The sequence below is a fragment of the Nitrincola sp. genome (assembly GCF_048264025.1).
Classification (GTDB): Bacteria; Pseudomonadota; Gammaproteobacteria; order Pseudomonadales; family Balneatricaceae; genus Nitrincola.
Map to the genome: position 1 here is coordinate 1 of NZ_JBLXDN010000041.1, position 20,657 is coordinate 20,657.

Below are 20,657 nucleotides of genomic sequence, written 5' to 3' on the forward strand. Positions count from 1 at the left end.
AGCGTGCAACACATCTGCTCGAGTCAAAAATAGCTTGCAACACGGGCGGGTCCATATAAGCCCGGTCTCCGGGCGAAGAGAAGGGCATCGCTCACAGAGTGAGCTCCTACAGGGTATATCTCCTAGTAGGCAGAATTAGGCGCAGCTGACAGGCTTATGTGCGGTTGCACAAAAATATAACACGACGCTGCCCCAGTGTTTCTTTCTGGGGCATGAAGTCCTTGGTTTTTGTTCGAAATATCCAATTAAGTAATTGAAATGTAGTTATTATATTTAGATGGCATGAATTTTTCATATAAAAATATGTTTATCTAAGAGAAATTATATTTCTTTAAAATTAATTTTGGGGGGTGGCTATGATGCACTTTAACCACAGACTGACAAGCGGGGGAACCTTGTGATGGAAGGCATGATTCTGGAGCTGGGCTATGCCCTGGATACCTTTTATTTTCTGATGTGCACGGCACTGGTGATGTGGATGGCAGCGGGTTTTGCCATGTTGGAAGCCGGTCTTGTACGAAGCAAAAACACCGTGGAGATACTGAATAAAAACGTACTGCTCTACGGCATAGCTTGTACAGCCTATCTCTTTGTCGGCTACAACATCATGTATCCGGGTAGCCCGGTCAGCAGTGTTATTCCAGGCATTGATTTCCTGTTGGGTACCGATAATACAGTCGAGGACGTCACCCTGGGTGGCGATGGTGCGCCTTACTACTCGAGTATGGCCGACTTTATTTTCCAGGCGGTGTTTGCGGCGGCGACCATGTCGATCGTTTCGGGTGCTGTCGCAGAGCGTATGCGCTTGTGGCCATTCCTGGTATTTTCGATTTTCATGGTGAGTGTGATCTATCCGGTTTCCGGTTACTGGAAATGGGGTGGTGGCTTCCTGGATGAGCTAGGCTTCCAGGATTTCGCTGGTTCCATTGTCGTTCATGCCGCCGGCGCATCGGCTGCACTTGCTGCTGTGTTGCTGGTCGGTGCCCGTAAAGGCAAGTATGGACCCAAAGGTGAAGTGCGGGCGATCCCGGGTGCTAACCTGCCCATGGCGACTCTGGGTATGTTCATTCTGTGGATGGGTTGGTTCGGTTTTAATGGTGGCTCAGAACTTAAAATTGCCAATGTTGAAGAAGCCAATGCGGTTGCGATGATCTTTGTGAATACCAACGCCGCTGCTGCGGCCGGTGCCGTCGTGGCGGCATTGTTCGCCCGGTTCCTGTTTGGCAAAACCGATATTACCATGACTATTAATGGTGCCTTGGCGGGTCTGGTATCTATCACGGCTGAGCCGTTGATGCCGAGCGCCGGTCTGGCTGTATTGATTGGTGCTGTGGGTGGTATCGTCGTAGTGGTCTCTGTACTGGGACTGGACAAACTCAAACTGGATGATCCAGTAGGTGCTATTTCGGTACACGGTACTGCCGGTATCTGGGGTATTTTTGCGGTGCTACTGAGCAATCCGGATGCAACCTTTATGGGGCAGTTGATTGGTACCCTTGTAATCATCGCCTGGATGTTTGCAGCCAGTATGGTGGTTTTGGTGATTCTGAATAAAGTGATGCCGCTGCGTGTCAGTGAAGAAGAAGAGCTTGAAGGGATGGATATTCATGAGTGCGGTATGCTCGCTTATCCGGAATTTGGCCCGGCTTCTCAGGCATCAGATATGCACTCGGGTGGTGACTCTGGTCAGAGTGCCGCACGAAGCAAACCTGTTTCGAATCCAGCGATTAGCTAGGTTCTGAAACAAGCCCTCCATTAAAGGCCCGCAAGGGCCTTTCTATGTTCTAAGCGGCAGCTTAAGCAATTGACTACTGATTTCATAACGCAATGGATTGGTGGCACGTTCAATCTTTAGTCCACTGTCATCGTTCAACAGCCGATCCCGTGGCGGAACCAGGCTGTTAAACCGGGCGTTATAGACAATACGCAGGTGTGATGGGTGTTGCTGGTCATCCAGACGCATCACCAGTGCCATCGTAGCGTCATTCAATTCTACGGTGGACCCCAGTGGATATTTACCCTGTTGCTTCAGTAATAACCGCATACTGGGCTGGTGAAACTGGTCAGGCATCTCCGCCAACTGCTTAAAGGCTCTGAGTGGATGATAATGCCAGTCGCAGTTATGCCAGCACTGGCTGAGTTTTTCATGTGCATAAACAACAGCCGCCAGCTTACTGACACGATTCAGTGCCTGATCAGTATGGCCGTTGGGTAAACCGCTGCCATCCAGTCGCTCATGACAGTCACTCACGATATAGAGTGTTTCACGGGCTATGTCAGGTAAAGCATTCAGCAGGTTAACCAATTGCATATGTGTGGTAGAAAGTGCTGAGCGGGTGCCTTTGTCAAGCTCCAGTCGTGAACTCTGGATACCATCCGGTAGCAGTGCTCGGGAGAGTTCATGGCACAAGCCGCCAAGGATTAATCCCTCCAGCATCTCGTCTTTGATTTGCTCGCCGTACTGGGTAGCAAGGGTGTCTGCGAGGCTGATGGCATAACTGATTGAATGCTGAAATAAGAAGGTTTGAGAATCACGCGGAATACACAGAATGGCAAGGCCTTGTGGATCTTGTCTGAGTGCCTGCAACAGCTGTTGTGAGGCTTCTTGTGCCTGCTCAATTGGTAACGCCTGGCCACTGCGCAAGCGGGTGATCAGGCTTTTGATTGCTGTGATGCCGGATTGATGTGCTCGACGTATATCAATCGGAGCTACGGTGTCGCTAACAGGAAATATAGGCTTTGGCGTCAAGAGCGAAGTATCACCCGGACTGGCTTGTTGTACAGGTGAGGTTTCAGTGTCTGGGCGTTGTGCATTTCCTGCCACGATTCTATGTTCCGCAGGCATGAAGAGTGCCGGTGTTCCGGCGGTATTGCTCGCTTCATTGCGCATATAGTTGATGTGGTCACGCTGTAAATCAGTCACCAGCCGTGACAGGTATTGTTTCTGAGTCGTTGTTAGCGAGATGAAACAACAGCCAAGGTGGGTACGATCATGTTGTGATGCATACTCGGCTCGTAGGATTCTGAGTTCAACACTGAAGCGGCTGCTGTCAGGAAAACTGAGTGATAACGGTAGCGTTTCTGATAGATCACTAAAATCATCCATCAGATTACCGGTCAGTTCGATACGACAGCCATCCACAGACAAATCCTTAAGTCGTCCCGTCACTGTAGCTTCAGCCGCATAGGGCAGGCTGGCAAAGATGTCCAGTAAGGGGCGAACCGGAGCTCGGTAAGAGCGTCGGCGTTGCAGGTAATAGATGGATTCTGGAATTGCCGCCATGAAAGCCAATTCACCGTTTACGTCAGTGGTTGGCGTTATGGAAACATCAGTCAGCGTGAGTAAACAACCGTTATAACGGGCGGTAAAGGTTAGCTTGCGTGCGTGTAATAGATTATGACGCTGTTGCGGCAGGGGTGCATCAAGCTTCATTAGCCCTTGCTGTGCTTGCAAGCTAGCAATGTAGGTTGTCAGCGTACATGAAGAGTCATCAGGATAAATGCTGATAGGTGTAGCACGTTCGCTCAGCCGAGATAGTATCTGCTGAATCTCTTTGGTCGATTTTATTAACTCGCCTTCCGGAGCCTGTTTGTCTGACATCAATACAACTCATCTATCCTCGGCGTGGCGGTACAGAGTAAGTACCGACAACATGTGCAACGGGCATATCCTGGCCTTCACTGTAGAGCTCAACCTCACCTATTACCAAGCGTTTGCCTAGTTTCAGTAAGGTGGCTTTGGCCAGTAGAGCCGCGTTGGCAACCGGTTTATTCAGAAAATGACAGGTAAAATCCGTGGTAACCGTCAGAGCTTCAGGACCTATGCGCGACAGTATGGCAACATAGAGTGCTACATCCGCCAGTGCCATCATGGTCGGGCCCGAAACTGTCCCTCCCGGACGCAAATGGCTGATGTCGATGGGTTGACGAAGCCAGCTGTGCTCAAGGGTTACTTCGGTGATTTGGCCTGCAAACTGCGGGTAGACTACAGCAAGAAACTCTGTGAGTTCATTGCGATTCATCAACAAAGCAGAGGTTTGTTCAGTCATGTTTAGTCCTGGATTAATTATCGAGTCAGCATGGCGCCTGGCAGGCCTTTGACAACGGCTTGAGCGACACCGGCAGCAATCACCGCTTTAACCAGATCGCCGGGGATGAAAACGGCCATCACCAGCAAAGCATCCAGCCAGTCGCGACCGGAAATTAGCTTGAAACCAGTAATGCCGAACAGGTAGAGAACCACTATGCCGCCAAATACAGACGCTAGCAGCGCCGCGGGAAACACTGGCAAGCGTTTGAGCCAGAGCGCCATATAGCCAGTAGCAAATGCTGCGAAAGGAAAGCCAATGGCGAAACCCGCGGTTGGACCGACAAAAACGCCCAGTCCACCACGCCCGCCCGCCAGCAAGGGTGCGCCTAATGCCACTACAAAGATAAACAGTGCCATAGCCAGCGCTCCCCGCCAGGGTCCCAGCATTACACCCGCGAGCATCACACCCAGCGTTTGCGCGGTAATGGGAATGCCAGTTATGAAGGGTACCGGTGGAATCAATCCTAAGGCGGCAATCAGGGCGGCGTAAAGTGCTATTTGGACAAGGGACTTATCTTGTTTCATCTGTTTCGTTCTAGTTGTGGCAGGTACAGGACCGGCTGAATTAATTTAAGGCGGATATTGTAGCATGTACAGGCATTTTGAGTTCTAAGCGGTGGCATTTCAGTGGCGTGTTTTTGCTATGCGGGTCGGGCTGATGCCCCCACGAGCGGCCAGGGCTTCAGCCACATTATCAGATAAACGAATGGATTGAATAGTCAGTGGAATCGCCAGGCGCCAAAGCTTGCGACCACCGCCACGCGCTTTCCATGCATCCAGTAAATGGCTGACAACCGCCATCAATACCGGAATAAAACGTATCAGTAAGGTGACAGCAAATGCGATACGGCGGGTGTCGATACCCAACAGACGCAGCGGTGAAAACAGCGGCATCACCGCGTCCATCATGTCATCCATGCGTGTGGTCAGGGTAATCAGGTTTGCCAGCAGTATCAGTGTCAGCATACGCATGACCAGCACGGCGGCCGCCGTTAGTCCAATGCTCCACCACTGCAGCAGAAAGATCAGAGAAAACAGCGGTAGCAATACTTTCAGGGCCAGGAGCTGATGGAGGGCCGCTGAGCCTAGTGACACATAGGCGAGCAGGGTGACTGCCAGCAGGCCCAGCAAAATGGCAGGTTGTTCTACTGGATAGAGCAGCAGACTGATGGCGGCCAGAGAGAGTAATTTTACCCCGGCGGGGAGGCGATGGAGCCAGCTCTTCTGGGCCAGATAGAGGCTGATCATAGGCCACGGGCTCTTCTGGCCGCTGCCTTATACGCAGGTAACACCTGATCCGGCGGACCATCTAGAAATACCTGCCCCTGCTCAAGCCAGATTATCCGCTCAAACGATTCCAGTGTATCCAGCTCATGGCTGATCATCAGTAGCTGTTGTGGAAGCGGTGATAATAGATCCATTATCTGATAGCGCGTAGGCAGATCCAGTGCTGAAAAAGGCTCATCCAGTATCAATACACTGGGATTCATCAGCAGTACAGCAAAAATACATACCAGTTGTTTCTGCCCATCTGAGAGACTGTGTACGGCTTGATCAGCCCAGTCACTGCGCTGCTGAGTAGCAAGAAAATCGGCGACTTGCTGGACGGCTTGTTTCTTACTGACCCCTTGATTAATCAAGCCGAAACACAGTTCTTCTTCAACCGTGGGAAAAATGATTTGATGGTCCGGATTCTGAAAAATAAAGCCAACCTGTGCCGACATTTTCTCCGGACCACAAGATGGATTATGGCCATGCACATCAATACGACCAGAATCCGATTGCAATAGCCCGTTAATCAGGCGTACCAGAGAGCTTTTTCCTGAACCATTGTAGCCGATCAGGCCAATACGCGACTCGCGTAACTCAAGAGACAGTTCCTTGAGAACACAATGGTTGTCGCGGGTTAGGCTGACTCGATCAAAAATGATGGAACGACTGGTGTTGGCGCTGTTAGTCATAGGGCTTGGCAGATAGTAAGGGGGGTAAAGAGTAACTGTTCAGTGATTAGGGACGCAAGGGTAATATCCTTAGCTGTTGCTCCTTGGCGCCTTACTTTGAGGCACGCTGGGGCAGTGTATCGCTTTGGTGTGATACGCTGTTCGTCATCCTTGGCGCCAGACGGTCACTCCAAAGCGATATCACCACCCCGCTAATAGTCTAGAACCTACCAGCCCCTTTGTTGTTTCAGGCGTGCACGGTGTTTCTCCCGCTGTTGTTGTAATACATGACGCGCGTCCACTTTTAACGGCTGCCGTGCTGCCCAAAGCAAGTCACGGCGTGTATAACCCATATCTTCAAGCATATGATCATCATAATCCAACAGTCGCAGGAGTTTGCGCCGGCGACTCCAGGCCTTGAACCAGTTCTCTATGGCATTGATCAGTTTTAGTGGTGGCATGGCTGGCATGTAAAAGTCAGGAAGTGCTGATCTGTTTGTCCGTGTTTTATTCACAGCTTCCTGACGGTAAAGCTCACATTTATGGTTTAGGCTTGTCATTTCTCTATCCTCCTGACGATCCATCGCACTATCGTTAATCAGTATTAAAAGATTGCTCGTTGCTGTTTAGGGTTTAAGCATGGACGCCTGATATTGTTCAATCAAACGAAAAGTACTACACTCACGATTAAGAAAAACTGAAAGGTGTGAATATGACTACGATGCAACCTCCATCAATACCTGCTATGCCGGCTTCTCTGCCGCTGCTGGATACAGATGTACTGCGGACATTTGTTGCGATTGCTGAAAGCGGTAGTTTTACCCGTGCAGCCACTCAGGTATTTCGCACGCCTTCGGCTCTGAGCATGCAGATCAAGCGCTTGGAAGAGACGCTTGGCAAAACACTATTTTTGAGAGAAGCGCGACAGGTCAGGCTGACACCGGATGGCGAAGTGCTGCTGAGCTATGGGCGGCGCTTACTCAAGCTGAATGAAGAAGCCGTCACCCAGTTTCTGGCACCATCACTGTGCGGTACGGTGCGCTTGGGTACCTCTGATGATATCGGCACCCGTATTCTGCCCAGTGTGTTGGCTCAGTTTGCTCGGTCACACCCAGCTACTCAGGTGGATGTGGTGATAGGTCGTAGTATTGATATGACCGAACGGCTTGATGCTGGTGATCTTGATCTGATCGTGATTACAGCGGGTAATTCCGGGCAGGAGGAAGGCCGGGGTAAGGTCGTCCATACCGAACCCTTAGTCTGGGCTGGACGCGAGGGCGGTATTGCCGTAATGAAAATGCCGCTGCCGGTCTCCCTCGCCAACCCAGGCTGCACCTGGCGAAATATGGCCCTGAAAGCTCTGGATCAGGCGGCTGTCGATTACCGTATCGCCTACACCAGTGAAAGCTGTTCAGGGCAGGCGGCTGCCATGATCGCAGACCTTGCTGTGGCCCCCTTTCCGGCTGGTATGGTGAAACCGCCATTGCGCAAGCTTGGCAAGGAGTATGATCTGCCACCATTGGGGGATTATCAGGTGCTGTTAATCCAGAGACAGGGGGCGAAGGAAACCTGCAACATCCTGGCTGGCCATGTGATCGATGCCCTGCAGGGGTTGCGCTGATTTTCACTGCCGTCGTACACATCCTTTTCCCTGTAGAGAAGTGCCCGCCTGTGAAAGTTAGAACTGTTGTAGATTTTTTAGCAGAAAAGTTTAATTAGTGATTGATACTTTGATGTTCGTCATATCAAAATGGCCTTAGAACAAACTACTTTGGATAGCAGGATGTTTAAAGAGCTCGAATTAGGTCCAAGGCAACGTACGACAGTCGCAGCGGCAATAACACTAGGATCAGTATTGATACTTTTGGTAGTTTTTAGTGCGAGTGTGTGGGGCCTGGCACGCTTTGTCGGGGCTTTTCAGAATGTATTGCTGCCCCCTGTAGTGGCGGGCATCCTGACAATGTTGTTACGCCCATATTACAGTTTGCTGGTCAGAGCCTGTGGTGGTTCCCGGGCTGGCGGCCTGATTGTGTTCTTTCTTTCCGCGCTCATTCCGCTGAGCGCTTTTATCTGGTTTTTTAGTGCGATAGTAGCTAATCAATTGCTCCGGTTGTTCGATGACTTACCGTCCATGCTAAATGCTACGCTTGAGGCGGGGCGATCTCTTTCACCACAAGTCACTGCGTTATTAGAAAAGTACGGATTGATGGCTGAAGTTGATAAGCTGCTCGAGAATCCTGTTGAGATGGTAACCAAGGTACTCCAGGATTCCTGGGAGCGCATGTCACAGCCTATTGCTCAGATGTTTCAGTCTGTGGTGGGATTATTTGCTTGGGCTGGGCTCCCCCTCTATTTGGCCTTCTTTCTCATGGCAAAGCCATTTGAACCTAGACAGATTGGTGAATTTCTACCCTTTCTCAAGACAGGCACCAGAGAAGACGTGATCTATTTGTTCGAACAGTTTATTGGCATTCTGCTAACATTTTTTCGAGGTCAGATCATTATTGCTTTGTCGCAGGGTGTGCTTTTTGCTATAGGTTTTGCGTTAGTCGGGTTTCCCTACAGTATTGTAATTGGCCTCACTCTGGGCCTTCTCAATATTATTCCTTACTTGGGCAGTATTGTGGGTCTGAGTGTTGTGCTGCCGATGGCCTATTTCGGTGATGACGGAGGTTTGTTCCGGCTGGTACTGGTTCTGATTGTATTCGTAGTGGTGCAGGTAATCGAAGGCTATGTTCTCACGCCGAAAATCATGGGTAATCGCACGGGGCTGCATCCAGCCCTTATTATCTTTGCTGTATTTTTCTGGGGTGCTGCGCTAGGGGGAATTCTCGGAATGATTCTTGCGATTCCTTTAACTGCCTTTGCTGTTGTATTCTGGAGACTGTTGAAAAAGAAATATATTACAGAAGTGGTGTGAATTTATAGCACCTGAAAAATGATTATTGCGGGTAAAGGCGTATGACAAAAGCACTACTTCAACAACTCGCAGCGGCGTTGCCTAAAGCTGAGCTGCATTTACATATCGAGGGTAGTCTGGAGCCGGAATTGATGTTCCAGTTGGCTGAGCGCAATGGCATTACGCTCCCTTATGCCAGTGTAGAGGCTTTGCGTCAGGCCTATCAATTTAATAATCTGCAAGAGTTTCTGGATCTATACTATCAAGGCATGTCGGTGTTACAGACTGAGCAGGATTTTTATGACCTGACCTGGGCATACCTGCAAAAAATTGCTGCCGATGGGGTTATCCACACAGAGATTTTCTTCGATCCGCAGGGGCACTTACAGCGTAATATCAGTTTTGAAACCCAGTTTCAGGGGATCTATCGAGCCCTGTGTGATGGTGAAACGAAGTTGGGCATCAGCTTCAGATTGATCATGTCGTTCCTGCGCCATCTTTCCGAGCAAAGTGCCTTTGATACTCTAGAGCAGGCGATGCCCTGGCTGGATCGTATAGACGGTGTTGGTCTGGATTCTTCAGAACTGGGTCATCCGCCGGAAAAATTTACCCGGGTGTTTGCGCGTTGCCGTGAACTGGGTTTGCGGGTTACCGCCCATGCCGGTGAAGAGGGTCCACCTGAATATGTCTGGCAGGCACTGGACTTGTTGAAGGTACAACGTATTGATCATGGTAACCGGTCACTTGAGGATGCCACACTGATCGAGCGCTTACGTAATGATCAAGTGCCATTGACCGTCTGTCCCTTGTCTAATCTGAAGCTTTGCGTGGTGCCGGAAATGTCACAGCACCCGATCTTGAAGCTACTGGATGCGGGTCTTATGGTTACCATCAATTCTGATGATCCCGCCTATTTTGGTGGCTATGTGATGGATAATTTTCGTGCACTGCTTGAAAATGTTCCGATCACGGCTGCTCAGGTTGTGCAATTAATGCGTAATAGCTTTACTGGTAGCTGGCTTTCCGACATGGAAAAGCAGGCCTGTTTACAGCGTCTTGAACTGGCCGCATTGGCATCTTGACCCCTGAGGTACTTGTATGAGTGATCAGCTGTTTGAGTTTCTGGATGATATCGACGCGGATAACTGTACTTCTCAGTTGTCAGACGTTTCGGTGGAAGACCCACCGAAATATCACTCGCTTAAACTCTTGGTGGTGGATGATGATGAAGATGTTCATCTAATGACTGAGCTGTTACTCAAGGGGCTTAGCTTTGATGAGGGACAACTGCTGGTACAACACGCTTACAACAGTCAAGAGGCCTATGACATACTGCTGCGAGATCCGGATATAGCGGTGGTATTGCTGGATGTCGTGATGGAATCTGAAGATGCCGGTTTGCAACTGGTACATAGGATTCGGCATAGTCTGCGCCGCACCAAACTCAGGATTATCCTCAGAACTGGGCAGCCGGGTTATGCACCGGAGCTGGAAACTATCCAGCGTTATGATATCAATGATTACAAAACCAAAACTGAGTTGACCCGGGAGCGCTTGTATACTTGTCTGATGACGGCCGCACGCAGCTATCGTCAACTGGATCAACTGGAAAAACTGGCTTACGAGGATCATCTCACCGGACTGTTAAACCGTAATGGACTGCTGCGGGCACTAGAAATCAAGGCCCAGAGCAGCACTGAGGGCTATACACTGGTATTACTGGATATTGATAATTTCTCCATGATTAACGATACCTTTGGTGCCTACTTTGCGGACCGTTTTCTCATCGATTTTGCTGCCCTATTGAAACACTTGCCAATGACTGAAGGCATAGCCCGTCTAAGCGCAGATCAGTTTGGGTTGCTTATCGGCACTACTGGTAGTCTGGTTGAAGAGATTGTTCGCAGTCAATTGGTATCCCGCTCCTTAGCGATTGAGGGAGTAGAAACAGCCTTGAGCTTCTGCATGGGAATAGCCTATCATCATAAAGAACTCACTCCATCCGAAATGCTGGGTCATGCGACGCTGGCTCTCAAGCGCGCTAAGAAGGTCGGTATTGGGCAAACCGTCATATTTAGTGATGCGATGATCTGCTCATTACGAGAACGTGTGAGTATGCTTTCATCACTTAAACAGGACCTGGATCGTCACCGCTTGTATCTGGTGTATCAGCCACAGATACAGCTGCAATCGGGTCGTCTGATCGGTGTAGAAGCTCTGGTACGCTGGATGGATGAGTCCGGACAGATGATATCTCCAGCGGTATTTATTGAACTGGCTGAGCAGTCTGGTTTGATTGTGAAACTGGGTGAGTGGGTACTGCGTCGAGCCTTGTTTGATTGTGCTGATCTCTGCCGCACTCGCCCAGGTTTTCGTGTGGCTGTAAATGTATCTCCATTGCAATTTCAACAACTGGACTTTGTCGAGCAGGTCAAGGCTTGTCTGCATGAACAGGGGCTGGAAGGTCAACATTTAGATCTTGAGATCACTGAGTCAGTTTCCATGAGTTATGCCGAAGAAACCATTCAAAAGTTCAATGCGCTGCGAGCGATGGGAGTCACTATATCGATTGATGACTTCGGTACTGGTTTCTCTTCGCTTTCTTATCTGGAAAGGCTACATGTCGACTGTTTAAAAATCGATCGCTCCTTTGTTGACAAGCTGACCACCTCGACATCGGGTTACCGTATAGCGCAAACAATCCTGACCCTGGGCCAGCGCCTCAATATGCGGGTGCTGGCCGAGGGGATTGAAACTGATGCACAATTGAACGAACTGATAAAACTCAACTGTGATGAGGGGCAGGGGTATTTGATTGCCCGACCCATGAAAATGGATGCACTGCAGGAATGGATTGATGATCATGCTGTCCAGCCGGGTTTGTGAAGCCTTTGTGAATCAGGCCAGTAACGGATGAAGCACCTTTCTCGTTATGTTCGGTCACTCTTGTCAGCGGCGGCCTTGTTGGTACTGTCACTCGGCTTGATCTTGTTTCTTGCGTTATTTCTGTTACAAAAAGCCAACCGTGAAAGTGAAGCCGTCTCTGTAGCTTTGCTGCAGGAATCTCTGAATGAACAGTTAGAACTGAATGCTGAAGCTTTGCGCGACAGCCTGCTCATTTTCATGGAGCAGGCGGGTCAGAGCCCAAAACTCCTGGCTTCGCTGCTGAGTCAGACGGCCAGGCAAGAGGGTCAGTTGAACCGCCTGCAGGTACAGAAACTTACCGCCGCTACCCTGGCTGCCAATACGTTGGTCAGCTCGGCTTATGTGCATTTTGAAGTCGAGTCTTATGATGGCCTGGATAGCGTCTACGCCGGTATCAGTGAGCACAGCTCTGCTCAAGGCACACTGGAGGTGTATTGGGTTCGGGAGTCTCAGGGAATCACTTTTTACCCGAGTCCGGATGCGGCTTTTAAATACAGCGAAGTCAGAGATGTCTTTGGACAACGTGAATCCGAATGGTATCTCTGCCCTAAAGAACAGTTGGCACCCTGCTTGACTGAGCCCTACACTTGGGAATTAAAGCCGGGTCAGTTGATTGATTTGATATCGCTCACTAAGCCCATTCTTGTCCGAGACCAGTTTGCAGGGGTTGCTGGGGTCGACCTGAACCTAGATGCTTTGCAACGAGTTGCCCTGCATCTGGTCAGTCCGGTGTTTGCGGGTCAAGCCAAGCTGGTTCTGCTGAGTCAGCAGCAGCGCATTCTGGCCGCCTCTGATTATCCACAAGCCAGGGGGCAATACCTGGATCAAATCAACCCTGAACTGACGGCTTACCTGGCATCGGGTGATGAACGAACCTACCAGTCGGGTGATGAGACCTACCTGGTCAAACAATTGCCTCTGTCGCTGCTCAACACTGAATGGACGCTTGTATTGATGCTGCCGATGCAAAACACCTATACCACCATGGAGGCGATGCACTCTGATTTGATCAGCCGAAATATCCAAAATATCTTGTTCCTGTTATTGGTATCAGGTTTGGTGCTATCCGTCAGTTTAGCGATCGCTTTCCGTTATGTTCGCCATCGTGAATCCGCACTTAACAGAAGCCGCCATCAATTAGAAACAATCTTGAATGCGGCGCCTAGCCCTATGGCCGTGGCCATTTACCAACAAGACCAATGTAAAACCACCCGCGTTAATAAAGCCTGGTTGAGAGAGTTTGGTTACACTGAATCCCAGGTGCTGGGATCGAATGGTGAAGCACTGGGTTGGTGGTGTTCTGATGCCGATCGTCGGCGTGTCACCCGGCAGATTCTTGAGCACGGAGAGGTGGAGCAGTTCCAGGTATGGTTGAAACGGGCCGATGAATCAGTATTTTTGGCATCCGTATCGGGTTCAACTATTGAGCTGGGAAGTAGAAAAACCTTGATTATGGTGTATGACAATGTGACCCAAACACATCATCTACAACAACAGCAAATTCGCCTGAACCGCGAGTTGGACCAGCGGGTAAAAGAGCGCACCTTGGAATTGGAGCAGGCGATTGGTGATCTGGAATTGGCCCAGCAGGAGTTGATTCAATCAGGAAAGTTAGCGGCGTTGGGTAATCTGGTTGCGGGTATTGCGCATGAGTTGAATACACCTGTTGGCAATGCGGTGATGGCCTCATCGCGTTTTCGCGGTGACTATGAAGAGCTGCGCCGCAAGTTAGACCAAGGGATGCGCCGTTCTGATCTGATGATGTTTATTGAGCAGGGCGAACAGACTACTGATATTCTGGTTCGCAACCTGCAGCGTGCGGCTGAATTAATTAACAGCTTCAAACAGGTGGCAGTAGATCAGGCTACATCTCAGCGTCGTCGTTGTTCACTGAATGAAGTGGTGCATAATGTTTTGCTGATGCTACAGCCCACCATTCGTAAATCACCGCATCAAGTCATTAATGACCTGCAAGAAACTATTATCATGGACACCTATCCCGGTCCTCTGGAGCAGGTACTGATTAACCTGATCCAGAATGCCTTGATACATGCCTTCGAAACACAGCCGGGAAGTATCCGTATTACAGCCTCGGCCTCTGATGAGTGGGTGTATCTGCGTGTGCGCGATGATGGTAAGGGTATGGCCGAGGCAATCCAGCAGCGCATTTTTGAACCCTTCTTTACCACCCGTCTTGGCCAAGGCGGAAGTGGTCTGGGATTAAGTCTGGTCCACAACCTGGTCACTGGAGTATTGGGTGGTAGAATTCACTTGATCAGCCAGCCAGGGCAGGGCAGCGAGTTTGAGCTGACGTTGCCACGTTCATCTGAATGATATTTTATTTTGTCAATAAAGCGGAAACGGCATGAGCAATCCTATTCAGTCTGAATTATTGAAAAACGAGGCACTCAAATTGCTGATCGAATCTGAGCAGCAGCCTTTGTCGGCGGCACCGTTCCAGGTTTATCTGGCGGGTCCATCGGTGTTTTACCTGGATGTTGCTACCTTGTCAGCACAGCTAAAAGCTGATTGCCGTAAACTGGGAATGGAACCCCTCTATCCGCTGGATAATGAAATAGGGCAACTGAAACCTGTCGAAATGGCGCAAGCTATTGCCCAGGCCAATATCGGCATGATTCAACAAGCGGATGCCATTATTGCCGATATCAGCTGTTTTCGTGGCACAGCGATGGATGTGGGTACGGCTTTTGAAATCGGCATGGCGGTGCAGCGAGGGATTCCGGTGATTAGCTATACTGATGCGCCACGCCCGGATTACTTAAGCCGAGTTAAGGCCGCGGATGCCAATGTTCAGCAAACGCGAGGGGTGTGGATGGATAGGGTCGGTATGATTGAAGACTTCGGCCTGCAGGAGAATCTAATGATTGCCTGCACCACTGAGTATACCGATCAGGGAGCGGCTATGGCACTGTCTATGGTCAGAGTGTTGTTAACTGGGCAGGTTGCTGTAGAGCGGCGCTAAAAATGGCGCCTGAAAAATCAGACGCCATTTTATCACTAACCTAAACTATCCTTACCAGGCGCTTTTGAAGATTTCCTCGATTTGTGCCTGTGTTGCCTGAATCGGGTTGGTTATTCCACAGGCATCTTTAAGCGCATTTTCAGCCAGTATGGGGATGTCTTCCTGTTTGGCACCCAAATCAGCCAGTCCACGGGGAATACCCACCTGATCTTTAAGTGCCTTGATCGCCTCGATACAGGCACTTGCACCCGCTTGTGCTGATTCGCTGGCTGCCAGTCCCATCGCCTGACCTACTTGCGCCAAACGCTCAGCCGCCACCTGGCTGTTAAAGGTTTGCACATGGGGTAGCAGTACGGCGTTACACACACCGTGGGGTAAATCATAAAAACCGCCCAGTTGGTGGGCCATGGCATGTACATAACCCAGTGATGCATTGTTGAACGCCATGCCGGCCAGGAACTGGGCATAAGCCATTTGCTCACGGGCTTGCATATCATCGCCCTGTGCCACCGCACGAGGCAGATACTGAGCTATCAGTTCGACGGCTTTCAAGGCACAGGCATCGGTGATGGGAGTGGCGGCGATGGACACATAGGCTTCGATCGCATGGGTTAATGCATCCATCCCTGTTGCGGCGGTCAATTGACGTGGCATTCCCCGCATGGTCAGTGGATCGTTAACCGACAGGATGGGGGTGGTGTGCTTATCCACTATGGCCATTTTAATATGACGGGTTTCATCGGTGATAATACAAAAGCGCGTCATTTCACTGGCTGTGCCCGCCGTAGTGTTGATGGCCACCAGCGGCAATTGGGGTAGGGCAGATTTATCCACACCTTCGAAATCACGTATATTGCCACCATTGGTGGCGACCAGAGCTATGCCCTTGGCGCAGTCGTGAGGGGAGCCACCACCCAGTGAAATTACCAGGTCGCACTGGCCTGCTTTAAGCAATGCCAGTCCAGCCTCCACGTTGGCAGTGGTTGGGTTGGGATGTACCTCGGGAAATACACTGCACTGGATACCTGTCTGCTGTAGTGAGGCTGTGACCTGATCTACCAGTCCTGCAGCGACCAAACCTGCATCCGTGACAATCAGTGCGTGCTTGAAGCCCTTTTTCTGAATTGTTTCGATGGCTTGTGCAAGTGCGCCTTCACCCATTAGGTTTAATGAGGGAATATGAAATTCGCTGACCGCCATGGTCTATCTCCTTGTTGATAACTGATTAGTCTTAAGTGTAGCAAGTTGGTTGGTGGGCGCTTTGATCAAGGTCAAATTGCAGCAGAGTAACTCTATGCACAGATTGATCGTTCGACTTGTGCACAAAAACCGGGGACAAGGCTGTGTATAACCCGTGGGGGAATTGGGCAGGCGCCTAGCAGCGGGGTGTGTAGGCTAGCTGGGCAGGAAACGCACAGTAGAACGAACGCCCCTGTTAGGGACGCCCGTTAGTCACAAAAATCGATGATTACAGCAGATCAAAACGATCGGCATTCATCACCTTGGTCCAGACCTTGACGAAATCCTGCACAAACTTTTGTTTCGAATCGTTCTGAGCATAGACTTCGGCATAGGCGCGCAGAATGGAGTTGGAACCGAATACCAAGTCCACACGTGTGGCTGTCCACTTCACTGTTCCGGTGTTGCGCTCTACGATTTCGTAGGTGTTTTTGCCGGTGGGTTTCCAGCTATAGCGCATATCGGTCAGATTGATAAAGAAGTCATTGCTCAACTGCCCGATCTTGTCGGTGAACACGCCATGCTGGCTGCCACCGTGGTTGGTACCCAGTACACGCATCCCACCCAGGAGTACAGTCATTTCCGGTGCTGTAAGGCCCATCAATTGAGCACGATCCAGCAGCAGTTCCTCAGGACTCACAGCATAGTCTTTCTTCACCCAGTTACGGAAACCGTCATGTACCGGTTCCAGGTAGCTGAAGGACTCGATATCGGTCATTTCGGCAGTGGCATCTCCGCGACCCGGTGAAAAGGGCACCTGGATCTCCATACCGGCCGCTCTTGCCGCCTGTTCGATACCGACATTACCTGCCAGCACGATGACATCCGCTACACTGGCGCCACTCTCGGCAGCAATGCCTTCCAGCACAGCAAGTACTTTGGCCAGACGTTCTGGTTCGTTGCCTTCCCAGTCTTTTTGAGGAGCCAGGCGAATACGTGCACCGTTGGCACCACCACGCATGTCGGAACCACGGTAAGTGCGTGCACTGTCCCAGGCAGTAGTGACTACTTCAGCGATACTCAGGCCACTGGCGGCAATTTTCGCTTTCACCGCTGCGACATCATAATCGCTGTTACCAGCGGGGATCGGGTCCTGCCAGATCAAATCTTCCTGCGGTACTTCTGGGCCGAAATAGCGGTTTTTCGGTCCCATGTCACGGTGAGTCAATTTAAACCAGGCACGTGCGAAAACTTCACTGAAATACGCCGGATCCTGGTAGAAACGCTCAGCAATCTTACGGTATTCAGGGTCCATCTTCATGGCCATATCGGCATCGGTCATGATCGGGTTATGGCGAATCGATGGGTCTTCCACATCGACCGGCTTGTCTTCTTCCTTGATATTGATCGGCTCCCACTGCCAGGCACCTGCCGGGCTTTTTTTCAGTTCCCATTCGTAGCCCAACAGCAGATAGAAATAACCGTTGTCCCACTGGGTTGGATGGGTTGTCCAGGCACCTTCAAGGCCGCTGGTGACCGTATCACGGCCAACGCCACGCGAGGTTTTGTTATTCCAGCCTAAACCTTGCTCATCAATACCAGCGGCTTCGGGTTCACCACCCAGCAAGCTGGCATCACCATTGCCGTGACATTTACCGACAGTATGACCCCCAGCGGTCAGGGCGACAGTTTCTTCATCATCCATGGCCATGCGGGCAAAGGTTTCACGAACATCCTGAGCTGTTCTCAGCGGATCAGGGTTGCCATCAACCCCTTCCGGATTAACATAGATCAGGCCCATCATCACGGCTGCCAGTGGGTTTTCCAGATCACGCTCACCGGAATAGCGGCTTTTTTCATTATCACTGGGTGCCAACCATTCTTCTTCAGCACCCCAGTAAATATCCTCTTCAGGGTGCCAGATGTCCTCGCGACCGAAGGCAAAGCCATAGGTTTTTAAGCCCATGGATTCATACGCCACGTTGCCTGCCAGAATGATCAAGTCAGCCCAACTGATAGAATTGCCATATTTTTGTTTGATTGGCCAGAGCAGCCGACGCGCCTTGTCCAGGTTGGCGTTATCTGGCCAGGAGTTCAGTGGGGCAAAGCGTTGGTTGCCGGTACCGGCACCACCGCGCCCATCCGCAACACGGTAAGAACCGGCAGAATGCCAGGCCATACGAATCATCAGGCCACCGTAATGGCCCCAGTCTGATGGCCACCAGTCCTGACTGTCGGTCATCAGCTCAGTCAAGTCTTGTTTCAGGGCCGCTACGTTGAGCTTTTTCAGCTCATCACGGTAGTTAAAGCTCTGTCCCAGTGGGTTGGTCTTGGTATCATGCTGGTGCAGAATATTCAGGTTCAGCGCCTTCGGCCACCAGGCCATATTGGTTTTACCACTGGCGGTATTGCCGCCATGCATCACGGGGCATTTGCCAAACGAACCGGCGTTATTGTTTTCCATATCACTCTCCTGCTGTATGACTTGCACGTTGTGTAACTGCTCTAATTAGTAAGGGCATTCACACTTCACCAACAGAATAGATGAAAATTTGGCCTTTCGCCTTATTTACGCAATTTCATTTAATTACCGATTTAATAGTTTATATCTATTACTGCTGCAGCTTTTCTTTTGTGGTTCGATACACACTGTCCAGATGCGATAGCATGGCGCGCTCAGCGGCATCTGGATCACCGCGCTTCAATGCATCAACAATATAACAATGCTCATTATAACTGCGCTCAATTGAACCGGGTTCAACCATGACCTGGCGTCGTATACTCAGTCCATACGCGTAGAGTTCTTCAGAATAGCGGAGCAGGATTTCATTGCTGGCATATTCTGAGATGATCTTGTGAAAGCTTTTGTCTGATAACTGGAAATGTACCGGTGAATCAAAGAGTTTACTTTGTGCCTCTAGCAGTCGCTCCAGCTTGAGAATACCTTCCGCATCAATCCTCATTGCGGCCTTGCGGGCAATGGCTCGTTCAACCAGCATCCGGCTTTCAAATACGCTATCGATATCAAACTGATTGACAATATGATCCACACTGTCCATGTAAGTACTACGAAAGCGGGCGAGATTATCATTGCTGGCGCAGATGCGTGTTTTGCTACCCTGTGCGACCGTAATGAGACCATAGGCAGTTATTTGGGATAGAGCGCCTCGCACTGTTTCACGGCTTACACCAAAAAGTTGAGCGAGCTCGCGTTCACTGGGCAAGACATCACCGTCTCGCAGTAATCCCGTCATGATCATTTCAATCAGCTTGTCAGACAGAATGTCTTTTTTGGTTTTATTCTTCAGTGTTTTCTCAAAGGCAAAGGCCAGATTATCCATTTGATTTCCTCATCCGGAAGTCCATTGTTCTAGGTAATCTCTGTGACTCAGCTGTGCGTCAGTGCAGAGTGATGGGTCTTGCATTTATTGGTATGCATTGTAGACCAGTTAATAGTGATTATCCACAATATAAACAGAGGATTGGGTTTTTTACAGCATTAAATGCGGTTTTCTGCTTGACATCCCCCTGATTCTCTATCTAGACTTCGATCAAGTGGTCTGCTAGACATACCACTAGACCAGTGGTGTTATTACACAAATTAACAACAATAAGGATAAAAGCCATGTTTAAGAAGTTACTGTCGCTTGCTGTGCTTGGGATCGCACTCACTGCAACTCAAGTACACGCCGATAAAATCGTTTTTGCCATAGGTGGCTCACCTCAGAGTTTACAAGGGCAAACGGCGCAAGAGTTCACTCGGCGCCTTCAGGAGCGTCTTGGCGACGCTGTTCAGATTGAATATTACGACAGTGGGCAGCTTGGCGATGAGCGTCAACTCGTTCAGCGTCTTCGAATGGGCACGGTGGATCTGGCGGCGATTTCATCGATCATGTCTTCCGTTGCACCTGAATTTGCACTGTTTGACCTGCCTTTTCTAGTCAAAGACCGTGATCATCTGAAACGCATTGATAGCGAAGTGGTCATGACCGACTTGGCGGCTACCGCTGAAGAAAAGGGTTTGAAAATCGTATCAACCTGGGAAAACGGTTTTCGACATATCACCAATAACCGCCGCCCGATTGTCACTCCTTCAGATATGGGTGGCATGCGTATCCGGACACCACAAAGCGAATGGCGCACCAGCATGTTCAGCGCCTGGGGCGCTAATCCGACACCTATGGCATTTTCCGAAGTGTTTGTCGGTTTGCAAACCGGCGTAATTGATGGTCAGGAAAATCCACTGACGAACATATACGGTGCCCGTTTTCAGGAAGTGCAGAAATACCTGTCTTTATCCAGCCATGTCTACAGCCCCATCTGGCTGACAGCGGGAACTGGGCGCTGGAATAACCTTTCTGAGGAGGTGCAGCAGGCCATTATGGAGGTTGCCGCCGAAACCCAGGATTGGGCATTAGTGCGTGGCGCTGAATTGGATGAAGAACTGCTGGTGGCAATGAAAAACTCAGGCATGGAAGTTAATGAGGTCAGTCGCGAAGCGTTTGTGGAAGCGAGTCAATCCATCTACGAAACCTTTGCCAGGCAAGTGCCAGGTGGTGAACAGCTGGTTGAGCGCAGTCTGACGTTGGCGAATGATTAAATAAGCTTGTTGTCTTTGGGTGGCAAGGGCTACTCAAAGAC

Annotated in this window: 17 protein-coding genes; 8 read left to right on the plus strand and 9 right to left on the minus strand. The window is 50.2% G+C overall.

Features of this window, described 5'->3' with window-relative positions; translation table 11 throughout:
• Positions 1–400: 400 nt before the first annotated feature.
• Positions 401–1,735, plus strand: a complete 1,335-nt coding sequence (gene amt, locus ACN0R1_RS18410; protein WP_417585521.1) for an ammonium transporter — start codon at positions 401–403, stop codon at positions 1,733–1,735.
• Positions 1,736–1,777: 42 nt separating this feature from the next.
• Here amt and ACN0R1_RS18415 read toward each other — a convergent pair whose 3' ends face one another.
• From ACN0R1_RS18415 to ACN0R1_RS18440, 6 genes are all read right to left on the minus strand, one after another.
• Complete coding sequence (locus ACN0R1_RS18415) at positions 1,778–3,601, minus strand: flagellar regulator YcgR PilZN domain-containing protein (RefSeq protein ID WP_417585523.1); 1,824 nt, start codon at positions 3,599–3,601, stop codon at positions 1,778–1,780.
• A gap of 13 nt (positions 3,602–3,614) precedes the next feature.
• Positions 3,615–4,049: a PaaI family thioesterase gene (locus ACN0R1_RS18420; RefSeq protein ID WP_417585525.1), complete on the minus strand. Its 435-nt coding sequence runs from the start codon at positions 4,047–4,049 to the stop codon at positions 3,615–3,617.
• 17 nt (positions 4,050–4,066) lie between these two features.
• Positions 4,067–4,615 carry a biotin transporter BioY gene (locus ACN0R1_RS18425; RefSeq protein WP_417585527.1) on the minus strand — a complete coding sequence of 183 codons (549 nt, stop codon included), beginning with the start codon at positions 4,613–4,615 and terminating at the stop codon, positions 4,067–4,069.
• 99 nt (positions 4,616–4,714) lie between these two features.
• Complete coding sequence (locus ACN0R1_RS18430; RefSeq protein ID WP_417585529.1) at positions 4,715–5,338, minus strand: energy-coupling factor transporter transmembrane component T family protein; 624 nt, start codon at positions 5,336–5,338, stop codon at positions 4,715–4,717.
• Complete coding sequence (locus tag ACN0R1_RS18435; RefSeq protein ID WP_417585531.1) at positions 5,335–6,051, minus strand: energy-coupling factor ABC transporter ATP-binding protein; 717 nt, start codon at positions 6,049–6,051, stop codon at positions 5,335–5,337. The genes ACN0R1_RS18430 and ACN0R1_RS18435 overlap by 4 nt, the downstream gene beginning before the upstream one ends.
• A 206-nt stretch (positions 6,052–6,257) precedes the next feature.
• Complete coding sequence (locus ACN0R1_RS18440) at positions 6,258–6,590, minus strand: hypothetical protein (RefSeq protein ID WP_417585533.1); 333 nt, start codon at positions 6,588–6,590, stop codon at positions 6,258–6,260.
• Between the two features lie 152 nt (positions 6,591–6,742).
• On the opposite strand from ACN0R1_RS18440, the gene ACN0R1_RS18445 reads away from it, so the two are divergent.
• The 6 genes from ACN0R1_RS18445 to ACN0R1_RS18470 all read left to right on the plus strand — a co-directional run bounded on the left by ACN0R1_RS18445 (position 6,743) and on the right by ACN0R1_RS18470 (position 14,837).
• Positions 6,743–7,651 carry a LysR family transcriptional regulator gene (locus ACN0R1_RS18445; protein WP_417585535.1) on the plus strand — a complete coding sequence of 303 codons (909 nt, stop codon included), beginning with the start codon at positions 6,743–6,745 and terminating at the stop codon, positions 7,649–7,651.
• A 162-nt stretch (positions 7,652–7,813) separates the two neighbouring features.
• Positions 7,814–8,950, plus strand: coding sequence for an AI-2E family transporter (locus ACN0R1_RS18450; RefSeq protein ID WP_417585537.1), 1,137 nt, complete (start codon positions 7,814–7,816; stop codon positions 8,948–8,950).
• 41 nt (positions 8,951–8,991) lie between these two features.
• The gene (locus ACN0R1_RS18455; protein ID WP_417585539.1) at positions 8,992–10,011 is read left to right on the plus strand and encodes an adenosine deaminase; all 1,020 of its coding nucleotides are present in this window, start codon (positions 8,992–8,994) and stop codon (positions 10,009–10,011) included.
• A 16-nt stretch (positions 10,012–10,027) separates the two neighbouring features.
• Positions 10,028–11,815 (plus strand): EAL domain-containing protein, encoded by a 1,788-nt coding sequence (locus ACN0R1_RS18460; RefSeq protein WP_417585541.1) that lies wholly within the window; start codon positions 10,028–10,030, stop codon positions 11,813–11,815.
• 27 nt (positions 11,816–11,842) lie between these two features.
• Positions 11,843–14,188: an ATP-binding protein gene (locus ACN0R1_RS18465; RefSeq protein WP_417585543.1), complete on the plus strand. Its 2,346-nt coding sequence runs from the start codon at positions 11,843–11,845 to the stop codon at positions 14,186–14,188.
• 31 nt (positions 14,189–14,219) lie between these two features.
• Positions 14,220–14,837, plus strand: a complete 618-nt coding sequence (locus tag ACN0R1_RS18470; protein ID WP_417585545.1) for a nucleoside 2-deoxyribosyltransferase — start codon at positions 14,220–14,222, stop codon at positions 14,835–14,837.
• A gap of 51 nt (positions 14,838–14,888) precedes the next feature.
• Here ACN0R1_RS18470 and yiaY read toward each other — a convergent pair whose 3' ends face one another.
• From yiaY to ACN0R1_RS18485, 3 genes are all read right to left on the minus strand, one after another.
• A complete protein-coding gene (gene yiaY, locus ACN0R1_RS18475; protein ID WP_151057065.1) occupies positions 14,889–16,037 on the minus strand; it encodes an L-threonine dehydrogenase in 1,149 nt (382 codons plus the stop codon).
• Between the two features lie 268 nt (positions 16,038–16,305).
• Positions 16,306–18,480, minus strand: coding sequence for a catalase/peroxidase HPI (katG, locus tag ACN0R1_RS18480; RefSeq protein WP_417585547.1), 2,175 nt, complete (start codon positions 18,478–18,480; stop codon positions 16,306–16,308).
• Between the two features lie 148 nt (positions 18,481–18,628).
• Positions 18,629–19,357, minus strand: a complete 729-nt coding sequence (locus ACN0R1_RS18485) for a FadR/GntR family transcriptional regulator (RefSeq protein ID WP_417585549.1) — start codon at positions 19,355–19,357, stop codon at positions 18,629–18,631.
• Positions 19,358–19,641: 284 nt separating this feature from the next.
• Here ACN0R1_RS18485 and ACN0R1_RS18490 point away from each other — a divergent pair, with 284 nt between their 5' ends.
• Positions 19,642–20,616, plus strand: a complete 975-nt coding sequence (locus ACN0R1_RS18490) for a TRAP transporter substrate-binding protein (RefSeq protein WP_417585551.1) — start codon at positions 19,642–19,644, stop codon at positions 20,614–20,616.
• The last annotated feature ends 41 nt before the right edge of the window (positions 20,617–20,657 follow it).

What these genes read in the sequence shown, in the direction of transcription:
- amt (WP_417585521.1), top strand. Translation starts at nt 401, where the DNA reads ATGGAAGGCATGATTCTGGAGCTGGGCTATGCCCTGGATACCTTTTAT.
- ACN0R1_RS18415 (WP_417585523.1), bottom strand. Translation starts at nt 3,601, where the DNA reads ATGTCAGACAAACAGGCTCCGGAAGGCGAGTTAATAAAATCGACCAAA.
- ACN0R1_RS18420 (WP_417585525.1), bottom strand. Translation starts at nt 4,049, where the DNA reads ATGACTGAACAAACCTCTGCTTTGTTGATGAATCGCAATGAACTCACA.
- ACN0R1_RS18425 (WP_417585527.1), bottom strand. Translation starts at nt 4,615, where the DNA reads ATGAAACAAGATAAGTCCCTTGTCCAAATAGCACTTTACGCCGCCCTG.
- ACN0R1_RS18430 (WP_417585529.1), bottom strand. Translation starts at nt 5,338, where the DNA reads ATGATCAGCCTCTATCTGGCCCAGAAGAGCTGGCTCCATCGCCTCCCC.
- ACN0R1_RS18435 (WP_417585531.1), bottom strand. Translation starts at nt 6,051, where the DNA reads ATGACTAACAGCGCCAACACCAGTCGTTCCATCATTTTTGATCGAGTC.
- ACN0R1_RS18440 (WP_417585533.1), bottom strand. Translation starts at nt 6,590, where the DNA reads ATGACAAGCCTAAACCATAAATGTGAGCTTTACCGTCAGGAAGCTGTG.
- ACN0R1_RS18445 (WP_417585535.1), top strand. Translation starts at nt 6,743, where the DNA reads ATGACTACGATGCAACCTCCATCAATACCTGCTATGCCGGCTTCTCTG.
- ACN0R1_RS18450 (WP_417585537.1), top strand. Translation starts at nt 7,814, where the DNA reads ATGTTTAAAGAGCTCGAATTAGGTCCAAGGCAACGTACGACAGTCGCA.
- ACN0R1_RS18455 (WP_417585539.1), top strand. Translation starts at nt 8,992, where the DNA reads ATGACAAAAGCACTACTTCAACAACTCGCAGCGGCGTTGCCTAAAGCT.
- ACN0R1_RS18460 (WP_417585541.1), top strand. Translation starts at nt 10,028, where the DNA reads ATGAGTGATCAGCTGTTTGAGTTTCTGGATGATATCGACGCGGATAAC.
- ACN0R1_RS18465 (WP_417585543.1), top strand. Translation starts at nt 11,843, where the DNA reads ATGAAGCACCTTTCTCGTTATGTTCGGTCACTCTTGTCAGCGGCGGCC.
- ACN0R1_RS18470 (WP_417585545.1), top strand. Translation starts at nt 14,220, where the DNA reads ATGAGCAATCCTATTCAGTCTGAATTATTGAAAAACGAGGCACTCAAA.
- yiaY (WP_151057065.1), bottom strand. Translation starts at nt 16,037, where the DNA reads ATGGCGGTCAGCGAATTTCATATTCCCTCATTAAACCTAATGGGTGAA.
- katG (WP_417585547.1), bottom strand. Translation starts at nt 18,480, where the DNA reads ATGGAAAACAATAACGCCGGTTCGTTTGGCAAATGCCCCGTGATGCAT.
- ACN0R1_RS18485 (WP_417585549.1), bottom strand. Translation starts at nt 19,357, where the DNA reads ATGGATAATCTGGCCTTTGCCTTTGAGAAAACACTGAAGAATAAAACC.
- ACN0R1_RS18490 (WP_417585551.1), top strand. Translation starts at nt 19,642, where the DNA reads ATGTTTAAGAAGTTACTGTCGCTTGCTGTGCTTGGGATCGCACTCACT.